Below are 4,839 nucleotides of genomic sequence, written 5' to 3'. Positions count from 1 at the left end.
TCCAGAATCGCTGCGACACGTTGCGTCTCTGCGCGACTCCAGTCGCTGCCGCGCATCAGCAGGGCATGTTTGAGTGCATGCATCGCCTGACGAATCGCTTGGGGCGCCGCCGCCTTGGCGGCCATGCGCGCGCTGTGCTCGGTGCGTTGAGTCATCGCCTCGACCGCGGCGCGGTTCTCGTCGAGGAAGCGGCGTCCTTCGTCGGTGATGGCGTAAAGCTTGCGACCGCCTTGTTCGCTCTGCACGCGGGTGTGGCCCATTTCTTCGAGCATGGTAAGCGTAGGGTAGATGGCACCCGGGCTGGGCGAGTAATGGCCGTGGAACATGTCCTCGATCGTGCGGATCAGTTCGTAGCCATGGCGCGGCTGTTGCTCAAGCAAGGCGAGCAGCAGCAGCTTGAGATCGCCATGGCCGAACATGCGTCCGCCGCCGCGTCGGCCGCCGCCGCGCAGATCATTGAATTGCTCGAAGAAATCGCCGTCCATGCCGCCGCGGAAACCGTGACGGCCCGCATGGCGCTCGTAAGGATCGGCATGCATGGCCCAGAAGCGGTGCCGCATGGCGTGGAAGAAAGCATGGTGTCCGCGCATGGCGTGACTCCCGTTATGGTTGAGATGTAATTAAGATATATCGTAAGTGTATCGAAATACAAGAGCCTTCGGCGCCAGCAGGGGGAGGCCGGCTCATCCAGCTAAACTAAATCGATTCCATGAGGCGTTCCGTATGCCCGGCCAACCCCACATCCACTGTCCGTTGTGTTCTTGGGAGCCTACGGCAAGCAGCCGCTGGTATTGCGCACCGGGTGAACCCGGCTCGGGCTGCGGGACAACCTGGAATACGTTCTGGACCGCCGGTTGCTGCCCCGGTTGCGGGCATTTCTGGACCAAGACCCAGTGCCCGGCATGCAAGCGCTCCTCGCCGCATCAAGATTGGTATCACTACCCCGAGCACGAGGATGCCGGCAAAGAAACGGAAAAGACGCTTGAACGCGAAGGGGCTTGATTGCCATCTGACGCCGTGCTCCTCCCCTGTTTACCGGGGGGAGGCCGGGAGAGGATGAGTTCCTTGCGGGAAGCTGCGCGTTGGCGTGCGATCGAGGTAAACATTCCTTTGTGAACAGGGAAAGGAGCCAGCCGGCTATTTGGCGTCACGCACGGGAATGCCGATGCTGCAAAGATCGATCTTGCCCGCTGGCACGGTGTAAAACGCATCGCGCCGATTGCGCTTGGCTTCGATCAAGGCGGCAAACGTTGCGCTATCGGTACGCAGCACCTGCAACTTGGGCCGTTGCGCCTCGGGAAGGTCTGCCAGCATGGCGACCGAGCGGATCGTCGTGCGCTGTTCGGGCTTCTCGTAGAACCCCAAGGGGCCCGTACCGCGCGGAAAGGCCGAAAGGTATTCCATGCCCTGCAACACCCGGCCGGCAACGGCCAGGTTGCGATCCAGGCCACGCGGCGCCTGGCCGATGATCGCGTACAGCGAGCTGCCGCTGCCCGTCTCCGGGCCGACGTCGCGAGCTACGCCCACCGCACCATAGCAATGAGTCAACCATTCCTGACCGCTGGCTTTATCGCGTGCCACCGGAAAGCCTTCGGAGAAGCCCACTTCCGGCGCATAGACATCGCCGTCGGGTAGGGGCGTCCATGGCAGCTTCGCATCGATGGGCCGGGTGTACTCCGGTGGAAGCGTCTTGCTGGCCTTGCCCAGCGACCGCACTTTGGACTTGTCGCCCTTGTCGTCATCCTCCGGGTCGCCCCATTGGGTGACGAAGTTGTCCTGCACGCGGATGATCGCCAGTCCGTCGAAGTAGTGACCGCGTACCAGAGTGCGGATGTTCTGCGCGTGCAGCGGCGTGAAATCCTGGGCCAGTTCGATCACTACCCGTCCCTGCGGCAAGGTCATCACCACGATGTTGTTGGGGTCGGGCGTGCGCCATTCGCTCGGCTTTGCACTATCGAGCAATTCTTTCGGTGTGGGTGTCTTGCCGTTTTCGGCTGCAATGGCGGGTAGCGCCAGGGCGCACAACAAGGACAGACCGAGCAGGGACGGGGCGAGTCGGAACATGGCGGACCTTGGAATGGGATGACCGCACGCAAGGTAGCAGAGGCGAGCCGGGCTTTCATCGTTCCGTCACATGCGGACGCTAGCGTGCCTGCTTCGTTGCGAAGTTGAGCCGGCGGTCGCCCGGTGTGGATTTGCAGGTGAGTGCCGACAAGCACAATGCGTGGTCCAAGCTGTTCGCCGAGCAGGGGGCGTGGCTCAACAACTACGTGCTGCGGCGCGTGGCGCACGCATGGGATGCGCAAGATCTGGTGCAGGAGGTTTACCTGCGGCTGCTGCGCACCGACCGAGGCGCCCAGGAAGACATCCGTAATCCGGAAGCCTACCTGGTGACCGTAGCAGCCAACCTGATCAAGGAGCGCGCGGTCATGCAGCAGCGTGCGCCGGTCAGTAGCGAAGGCCTGGAAGACCTTCTCGATCGCCTGAGCACGCCTTGCGTGGCCGGCGCCGAAGTCGATCACGGGCTACGCCGCCAGCGGCTGGGCCAATTGATCGCCAGGCTCTCGCCCAAATGCCGCGCCGTGCTGGTGCTGCATTACCGCGATGAGCTGGGCTATCGCGAAATCGGCGAGCGCTTGGGGATTTCGGCCAATATGGTCAAGAAATACGTGGTCAAGGGACTGGCTGCCTGTCGGCAGGGGATGCTTCGCTATGAATGAGCCGCAGCGTTTCAAGCACGGGCCGAGCGCCTTGCGCCTGGCCGAGCAAGCGGCCAGCTGGTACCTGGACCAGCGCGCTGGGCTTTCCGATGCGCAGCAGCGCGAGTTTCTTGCCTGGCTACGCCGGTCGCCAGCGCATTTGAACGAATACCTGGCGATGGCACAGCTGCATGGCGATCTGCAGGTCGCCGCGACCATGGAAAAGCTCAGCGCCGATCAGCTGGTGGAACTGGCAGCCACCGAGAGCGCGGTCGTCAACCTGCGCGCTCCTGGCATGTCGCCGGTTCGCGAACACCCTGTAAGCAAGGCAGCGACGCGCCGTCCGCGCACGATATGGCTAGGCGCGCTCGCCGCTTGCGCGGTAGCGGCCGGTGCGATGACGATCGGTTGGCTCAACCGCGCCGTACCCGCCGAAACTTATATCGCGGATACAACGACGGTGCGCAGCCTGAGCCTGCCTGACGGCACTCTGGTGCAGCTCGATCGCGCCAGCGCCATCGCTGTGCGTTTCGACGCGCATGCGCGGCATATAGAGATCCTCAAGGGCAGTGCGGTATTCGACGTGGGCCACGATGCCGGGCGTCCCCTCAGCGTGAGTGTTGGCCGCAATGTGCTGCGCGACATCGGCACCGTGTTTGCGGTGCGCCGCGACGGTGACGATTCCAAAGTGACGGTGATGAGCGGGCATGTGCAGATTCTCCCGCAGACAGGCTGGACGGTCTGGCGCGATGTTGCGCCGCTGGCCGATTTGCGTAGTGGCGAACAAGCGACGCTGGACGCGCGGGGCGCGGTACATGCGGCGGCCAAGGCCGATGTGACCGCGGCGACCGATTGGTTGCCGGCTGAAATCCGCTTCCAGCGCGATACCGTCGCGAATGTAGCGCGGCGCTTCAACGCGTATACCACTCGCCCACTGGCGATCGAAGACGCCGCCGTGGCGCAAACGCGGTTGACCGGCGTGTTTCATGCGCGCGATGTCGATGCGTTCATTGCCTACCTGCAGACCTTGCCGCATGTGCGTGTGCTGCGCGAAAGCGACCGCGTGCGTGTGGTTGCCGCCGAACCGTCACAAAGCGGGCCGCGACTGTAGGAAAAAATTCATCGAATTTGCGGTACCCGGTTTTCTCGCCGCGCACTCGTAGATGGGGTAACGGACGCCTCATGTCCGACCTTTTTTCATCCCATCAAGGTTCGTTCTCCATGCGCAACTCGCTTTTCCTGCATATTGCCCTGATCCTGGGTACGGCGCCGTTGGCTGCGTTCGCCGATACACCGGCGTCTGCCAGCACGGCGGCCATTCCACCGATGGCGCTCAATCAGGCTCTGGATGTCTTCGCACGCCAGACGGGCCTGCAGATCGTCTACAGCGCCGAGATTCCCGACGGACTTCGTTCCAAGGGGGCGCCGGCGGGTTTGCAGCCCCAGCAACAGCTCCAGCGCTTGCTGCAAGGCACGGGCCTGGACTATCGCGCAGTGACGCCAAGTACCTACACCATCGTACCGGCGAGCAGCGTGGGAAACGTACCGGCCGGCGCGAAGCCGGCGGATAAGCCGCTCCCCTCGATCGACTCCACGGGCGGCATGAAAGACCTGGCGCCGGTCAGCGTCAGCGCGAACGCCGTCGATACGCTAGCGCCCAGCGCCGCGCCGCTGGATGCCATCCAGCCGACCTCGGTGATCGACGAGCGCTTTATCCGTGACGGGCTGCGCTTCAATGCCAACTTCGACGACATCATCAAGTACGCGCCGAGCGTCACCGTCACCTCGCCGGAAGGCCCGGGCCTGGGCAAGAACGAAGGCATCAGCATCCGCGGCTTCCAGGACGGCCAGTTCAACATCACCTTCGACGGCATTCCGTTCGGCGACGCCAGCGACCTGCACCACACCACCTCGGCGTACTTCAACAACCATGTGCTGGGCCAGGCAGAAATCGATCGCGGCCCAGGCGGCGGCAGCACTATCGGCAACGCCACCTTCGGCGGCACCATCGCGTTGCGCTCGCGCGACCCGTCCGACGAGCCGGGCATCACGCCGTACCTCACCGTCGGCAGCTGGAACACCCGCGCCGGCGGCGTGGCCGCCGACGAATCGATCGGCGATACGCGGATCTTCGCCGACC

Annotated in this window: 5 protein-coding genes; 3 read left to right on the top strand and 2 right to left on the bottom strand. The window is 63.8% G+C overall.

Features of this window, described 5'->3' with window-relative positions; all coding sequences use genetic code 11:
- Both VIM98_RS07620 and VIM98_RS07615 read right to left on the bottom strand, forming a co-directional pair.
- On the bottom strand, positions 1-590 hold a 590-nt coding region (locus tag VIM98_RS07620; protein WP_331992501.1), incomplete at its 3' end, for a PadR family transcriptional regulator.
- Between the two features lie 547 nt (positions 591-1,137).
- The gene (locus tag VIM98_RS07615; RefSeq protein ID WP_331992500.1) at positions 1,138-2,064 is read right to left on the bottom strand and encodes a peptidylprolyl isomerase; all 927 of its coding nucleotides are present in this window, start codon (positions 2,062-2,064) and stop codon (positions 1,138-1,140) included.
- Between the two features lie 137 nt (positions 2,065-2,201).
- On the opposite strand from VIM98_RS07615, the gene VIM98_RS07610 reads away from it, so the two are divergent.
- The 3 genes from VIM98_RS07610 to VIM98_RS07600 form a co-directional block, all read left to right on the top strand.
- Positions 2,202-2,720 (top strand): RNA polymerase sigma factor, encoded by a 519-nt coding sequence (locus VIM98_RS07610; RefSeq protein WP_331992499.1) that lies wholly within the window; start codon positions 2,202-2,204, stop codon positions 2,718-2,720.
- Positions 2,713-3,810: a FecR family protein gene (locus VIM98_RS07605; protein WP_331992498.1), complete on the top strand. Its 1,098-nt coding sequence runs from the start codon at positions 2,713-2,715 to the stop codon at positions 3,808-3,810. Before VIM98_RS07610 ends, VIM98_RS07605 begins: the two co-directional genes overlap by 8 nt.
- A 110-nt stretch (positions 3,811-3,920) precedes the next feature.
- Positions 3,921-4,839: TonB-dependent receptor plug domain-containing protein (locus VIM98_RS07600; RefSeq protein ID WP_331992497.1), on the top strand; the 919-nt coding region annotated here is incomplete at its 3' end.

Source organism: Dyella sp. (genome assembly GCF_036568765.1).
In the GTDB taxonomy this organism is placed as follows: Bacteria; Pseudomonadota; Gammaproteobacteria; order Xanthomonadales; family Rhodanobacteraceae; genus GSA-30.
This window is presented reverse-complemented; position numbering and strand designations above follow the sequence as displayed.

Excerpts from the sequence above, each read along its gene's own strand:
- VIM98_RS07605 (WP_331992498.1), top strand. The coding sequence starts at position 2,713 with ATGAATGAGCCGCAGCGTTTCAAGCACGGGCCGAGCGCCTTGCGCCTG.
- VIM98_RS07615 (WP_331992500.1), bottom strand. The coding sequence starts at position 2,064 with ATGTTCCGACTCGCCCCGTCCCTGCTCGGTCTGTCCTTGTTGTGCGCC.